The organism is Rhodocaloribacter sp. (assembly GCF_056451265.1).
Window position 1 is genome coordinate 1 of record NZ_JBWOPL010000098.1, and the last position, 4,859, is coordinate 4,859.

General features: G+C 64.1%; 7 protein-coding genes. 1 reads left to right on the top strand and 6 read right to left on the bottom strand.

What is annotated here, in order from left to right; translation table 11 throughout:
• Positions 1-531, top strand: a 531-nt coding sequence (locus tag AC1HIY_RS15485) for a choice-of-anchor V domain-containing protein (protein WP_479577706.1), incomplete at its 5' end; no start/stop codon positions are given.
• 6 nt (positions 532-537) lie between these two features.
• Here AC1HIY_RS15485 and pheA read toward each other — a convergent pair.
• From pheA to AC1HIY_RS15515, 6 genes are all read right to left on the bottom strand, one after another.
• Positions 538-1,380, bottom strand: a complete 843-nt coding sequence (pheA, locus tag AC1HIY_RS15490) for a prephenate dehydratase (protein ID WP_479577707.1) — start codon at positions 1,378-1,380, stop codon at positions 538-540.
• Between the two features lie 63 nt (positions 1,381-1,443).
• A complete protein-coding gene (locus AC1HIY_RS15495) occupies positions 1,444-1,917 on the bottom strand; it encodes a metal-dependent hydrolase (protein ID WP_479577708.1) in 474 nt (157 codons plus the stop codon).
• A gap of 80 nt (positions 1,918-1,997) precedes the next feature.
• On the bottom strand, positions 1,998-2,837 hold the full coding sequence (locus AC1HIY_RS15500) for a hypothetical protein (protein WP_479577709.1): 840 nt from the start codon (positions 2,835-2,837) through the stop codon (positions 1,998-2,000).
• A gap of 315 nt (positions 2,838-3,152) precedes the next feature.
• The gene (aroQ, locus tag AC1HIY_RS15505) at positions 3,153-3,593 is read right to left on the bottom strand and encodes a type II 3-dehydroquinate dehydratase (protein ID WP_479577710.1); all 441 of its coding nucleotides are present in this window, start codon (positions 3,591-3,593) and stop codon (positions 3,153-3,155) included.
• A 36-nt stretch (positions 3,594-3,629) separates the two neighbouring features.
• A complete protein-coding gene (locus tag AC1HIY_RS15510; RefSeq protein WP_479577712.1) occupies positions 3,630-4,415 on the bottom strand; it encodes an MBL fold metallo-hydrolase in 786 nt (261 codons plus the stop codon).
• A 10-nt stretch (positions 4,416-4,425) separates the two neighbouring features.
• A complete protein-coding gene (locus AC1HIY_RS15515; RefSeq protein WP_479577711.1) occupies positions 4,426-4,716 on the bottom strand; it encodes a hypothetical protein in 291 nt (96 codons plus the stop codon).
• Between the last annotated feature and the right edge of the window lie 143 nt (positions 4,717-4,859).

Below are 4,859 nucleotides of genomic sequence, written 5' to 3' on the forward strand. Positions count from 1 at the left end.
GTCGCGGCGGCCTTCGCCTTCGCGCTCGGCGCGGCCACGCTCCGGTACGCCGACGGCCCGCCCCCGGCGCATACGGGCGGCTTCGGCGAGCCGACGTGCCGCGCCTGCCACTTCGACGCCCCGCTCAACGCGCCCGGGGGACGGCTCACGCTCGAAGGCGTCCCGAAGGGCTATGCCCCCGGCCAATCGTACCTCCTGAACGTCACCGTGGCGCATCCCGGCCTCGCCGCCGGAGGATTTCAACTCTCGGCCCGTTTCCGCGACGGCGCCCAGGCGGGCGCCTTCACCGTCGACCCGGCGCTCATGCGCGTGCGTCGCGCCGACTCGTCCGGCGTCGTCTACGCTTCGCACACGAAAACCGGCGCGCGGCCCGTCGCCCCGGACACCGCACGGTGGACCCTGGCGTGGCGCGCCCCCGCGCGAGGCGACACGGTCCTTTTCCACCTCGCCGCCAATGCCGCCAACGGCGACGACTCCGAGTTTGGCGACTTCATCTTCACACACGCGGACACGAGCGCCGCGAACCCCTGACGCACGCTATTCCTTCCGTTCGCCCCGCGGATACGAACCGAGCACCTTCACGAACGCCGCGATCTCGCCGAGGTGATCGAGGGCGCGCTGTACGGCCTCGTCGGCCACCGATCCGGCAAGGTCGAGGTAAAAAAGGTATTGCCCCGGACTGCCGACGAGCGGGCGGCTCTCGATCTTGAACAGGTCGATGTCGCGGAGGGCAAAGACGGCGAGACTTTTGAAGAGGCCGCCCGGCACGTTTTCGCGCTGGGCATAGACGATAGACGTCTTGAGCGGGGCGTCGTCCGAGGTGGGAAGGGGCGCATCGGCTTTGCGGGCGAGGGCGAGGAAGCGCGTGAAGTTCCGGTGGTTGCTTTCGATGCTCTCGGCGAGGATGTCGAGGCCGTACTCGAGGGCCGCCTGCGCGCCGGCGATGGCGGCCGCATCGCGTCGGGCCTCGGCGGCCACCATCTTCGCCGCGCCGGCGGTGTCGTAGGCGGGCACGGCCTCGGCGTTCGGCAGGCGCTCCCGCAAAAACGCCGCGCACTGCCCGAGCGCCTGCGGGTGCGAGTACACCGCGCCCACGTCGGCGAGCCTCACGCCGGGAAGCGCCATCAGACAGTGCCGCACCCGCAGGTGATGCTCCGCCGTGATCCGAAGGTCGTGCGCCCGGAGGAGGTCATAGTTCACGTGCACGCTTCCGAAGAGCGAGTTCTCGATGGGGATGACGCCCCGCGCCGCCGCGCCCGAGGCCACCGCCTCAAAGACGGCCTCGAAGGTCGGTTGCGGCACGGGCGTCGCGCCCGGAAAGAGCGCGCACGCGGCTTCCTCACTGAACGCGCCAATCTCTCCCTGAAAAGCAATCTTCATGACGGGACGACGAAGCTGGAGGTCTCGTTCGATCGATACGGAATGCCGGACACGCGCCTGCCCTCACCGCGCCGCGCGACGGCGACGCCGGAAGGGGATCACCAGCCCGTCCATGAACAGATGGCTGAAGTACCCGACCACCGCCGCGCCGAAAAACGGCAGCCCGGAGAGCGGACGCTCCGGAAAAAAGAGATACGGAAGGATCAAGAGCGGCGACGGGATCAGAAGCATCGCCCACCACGAATGGGTCCACCCCCGGTGTTTGCCGAGCACCGGCAGGATGGCGAACAGGCCGAGATAGGCCGCCTCCTCGAAGTTCTTCGTCGCAATCAACACCACGTCGGCGACGAAGAAGATCGTATAGAAGAGGTTTTGCCCGACGGAGTTCGTATCCACGTCGGGCCAGAGGCCGAACATCAGGCAGAGCGCGAAGAGCGCCAGCGGATAGGCTGCCAGCTCGAGCGTCGTGAAGCGCTCATAGGCCGCATCCACGGAGAAGACGTAGACGAGCGCGGCGAGATAGATCGCGAAAAACACGGACGCGCCGGCGATATGTCCTCGATAGTTGGCCAATGGCTCGGGGGGGTTTTCGTCATCGTGCGGCGTGCGCACGCCATTTACAGCACAATCTCTACCGTCTCCTCTCCTTCCGGCGGTTCTCGAGTCGAAATATAGTACTCGATATTCAGGTTGCGAACGCTGCTGAAGGGAAGCACAAAATAATGACCCTGAATTGGATAAAAGGCTTCCGAGTCCAGCGGCAATTTCGGATCCTCTCCTTTCCGATCCTGTGAAAGAGGGCGGCGCTGCGCCGATTGCAATATTATTCTGCCCAGATTACCCGCCGCGTCAAAGAAAAAGTCAGACAGGATACCCCAGTATAAAAAGGCTGAACCGGCTTGTTCGACCACCGCCGCGATAAAGACGTAGACAATCCGCTCATCTTCAAATAATGTCCGGAGACGCTCGCGGCTTCTCTCCTTCTGAGGTATGCCAAAAGCGCGCGCCTCTCCTGTAAAAAGGTAATACCAGTCGTTGTCGAACCGCAACGCATCCCACCGAAGATCCAGCCTGCGCTTTCGCACGATACAGTGCACCCCATATCCCAGCCCCATACTTCCAAGCGAGAGAAGCAAAAAATACAGGAGCGTTGCACCGGGGTTCTCAGAAATAGCCTTCAACGCTCTCATGCCCGCCTCGCTTTCGGGACGCGCCTGTCCGAGTAACAAGATCAAAATGGCCGTATAGTCAACCGATCTTCCGAAACACTTCTCGACGAGCAGGATGCCCACCAGATGCAAGGGGATAGCCAACAATACCCCCCGAGTAATCTCATTGGGTATCGAAGAAAATGAAACAGGGCTTCTCCATGAGAAACCTTTGCGATAGGCATAGCTCAACAATAGCCCCGGCAAAATCAGCAAAAAAACCAGTAAGGCCGGGAACGCAAGGTTCATGTCACTTTTCCCCTTTTGCGGGAGGACGCGCCTCCGCCGTCAAACTACCCGCGCGTCTCAGATAAAGCGTGTCCCCGTTGACCCGCAACATCACAGACTTCCCTTTTCGGGCAGCTTCAACGAGTTGCGCAGCTTTATCGGCATCCGCCAGAATCCGCCGAACGTCGTCTGATTGAGGGGCTTTCATAAGCTTTCCGATTCGTGATATTGGTGAAGAATGATACGAAACCTCCCATTCCAAATGTAGAAATTCTCTCCTTTTCCAGCACGTGCAAAAAATGGGTTTCCGCAGACGATCATCTTGCCCGAGACGATTCACTCTTTGATCTCCATGTCGGCTTCGTGCTCGACGAGATAGCGCACGGCGAGGTGATAGCCCGCCGCGCCGAGGCCGCTGATCTGCCCGGCGCACACGGGTGCGATCATCGAGCGGCGGCGGAAGCGCTCGCGGGCGTGCACGTTCGAGAGGTGCACCTCCACCACCGGCGGCGCGAGGGCCGCCACCGCGTCGCGGAGCGCCACCGACGTGTGCGTATAGCCGCCGGGATTGAACACGACGCCGTCGAAGCCGCCGGCATGGAGCCGGTCGATGAGCGCGCCCTCGTGGTTGCTCTGAAAAAAGTCGAACGCCACGTCCGGGAACGCCTGCCGCAATCCGGCCTCGATGCCCGCGAGCGTGGCGCGGCCGTACGTCTCCGGCTCGCGCGTCCCGAGCAGGTTCAGGTTCGGCCCGTTGAGTATGAGTATGTGCTTCATCGGCGTCTGCGCATGCGGCGTGAAACTCCGGCGGCTTCAATCCCCGGCGACCTCGAAAGATAAGCCGTCGTACCCGAGGTTGATCCCTTCGGGGAGACGGGCGTCCTCCTCGGCGTGGCCCACATCGTGCGTCATGTGGACGAAATACGTCTGCCGCGCGCCGATGCGCCGCGCCGCCGCCACGGCTTCCTCGATGGTAAAGTGCGTTCGATGCGGACGGCGCCGGAGCGCGTCGAGCACGAGCACGTCGAGGCCGTGGAGTTGCTCGAAGGTCGCCTCGGGAAGGTAATTCGTATCGGTCAGATAAGCGAAACGTCCGATGCGATAGCCGAGGATGGGCAAGTCCCCGTGCCGGGCGTCGAGCGGCGTCACGCGGACCGCCGCGCCCGTGCCGTACCGGCTCTCGATCAGGAACGGGGCCTCGACCTCGTGCAGCGAGAGGTTCGGCACGCCCGGATACGTTCCGTCACAGAAGATGTATGCGAACATGCGGCGAAGCACGGCGGCGGTGTTGTCGCGGGCGAAGCACGGGATGGGCTTTCGGTTCTCGAAGAAGAACGGCCGGAGGTCGTCGAGCCCGACGATATGGTCGAAGTGGTGATGGGTGAAGAGCACCGCGTCGATGCGGCGGAAGCCCTCGCGAAGGGCCTGCGTGCGGAAGTCCGGCCCGGCGTCGATGAGGACGGTCAGTCCCCCGACTTCGACGAGGCAGGCGCAGCGCGTGCGGCGGTCGCGCGGGTCGGCGGAGCGACAGACGGGGCACGCGCACCCGATGACGGGCACGCCGGTGGAGGTCCCCGTGCCCAGAAGCGTCACGGTCAGCGGCGGAGCCTCATCCATCCTCGCCCACCTCCCCCTCGATGCTCGCGCGCCGCGTCCACGCCGCCTCGAGCGCTTTCCGCACGGCGGGACGCAGGTAAACCGTCTCCACGGGCAACTCGCGCAGCGCCTCGGCGAGCACGGCCAGGTGCGCTTCGGGCGGATGCCGCTTGTTGAGCACCACCACCTCCTCGTCGTCCACCTTGCAATACCCGCCCCGGAAGTTGCCCTGCTCGAACCGCACGTGCAGCCCCATCCGCCGCACGGCGTCCTCCAACTCCCTGACGATCTGCTTCGTTTGCATCGCTTCACCCTCCTTACCCGAGCGCGCCGGAGCGTTTACCCGGGTGCGCGCTAACGTTCAAACAAACGCCCCGACGAAATCCATCGACCCAAACCCTCCATCTCCGCCCTTGTTTCACGGCGCTGACCCGCCGTCCGGCGGAG

Coding starts and splice junctions, on each gene's coding strand:
- pheA (WP_479577707.1), bottom strand. CDS start 1,380: ATGAAGATTGCTTTTCAGGGAGAGATTGGCGCGTTCAGTGAGGAAGCC.
- AC1HIY_RS15500 (WP_479577709.1), bottom strand. CDS start 2,837: ATGAACCTTGCGTTCCCGGCCTTACTGGTTTTTTTGCTGATTTTGCCG.
- aroQ (WP_479577710.1), bottom strand. CDS start 3,593: ATGAAGCACATACTCATACTCAACGGGCCGAACCTGAACCTGCTCGGG.
- AC1HIY_RS15515 (WP_479577711.1), bottom strand. CDS start 4,716: ATGCAAACGAAGCAGATCGTCAGGGAGTTGGAGGACGCCGTGCGGCGG.